Source organism: Sabulibacter ruber (assembly GCF_017355955.1).
In the GTDB taxonomy this organism is placed as follows: domain Bacteria; phylum Bacteroidota; class Bacteroidia; order Cytophagales; family Hymenobacteraceae; genus Nibribacter; species Nibribacter ruber_A.
Genome location: NZ_JAFFID010000142.1, coordinates 1 through 267, shown reverse-complemented (window position 1 = coordinate 267; position 267 = coordinate 1). Strand labels below are relative to the sequence as shown.

The 267-nt window shown below is 74.2% G+C and carries 1 protein-coding gene; it reads right to left on the bottom strand.

Features of this window, described 5'->3' with window-relative positions:
- On the bottom strand, positions 1 to 267 hold a 267-nt coding region (locus tag JT719_RS24800), incomplete at both ends, for a hypothetical protein (protein ID WP_207436451.1).

Sequence of the window (267 nt, the reverse complement as noted above, 5' to 3'; positions counted from 1 at the left end):
CGCAGTTCGGCCAGGGCACCGCACAGGTTGGTGGCGACGCGGTCGGCGGCCGTCTCGGCGGTGGCCTGGGCCGGGGCGTCGGCGGCCGGATCGGCGCTCCAAAGCCCCAGCAGGATGGGCGTGCGCGGGCCGAAATGCAGGCGCAGCCGGCGGACCATGCGGCGGGCGTGAGGCAGGGCGGAGGGGTTCAGGTAGGACAGCACGACGGCGGCGACGCCCTCCGTTTCCAGGTTTCCGATCTGGCGCGGCGACACCGTTTCGCAGGAC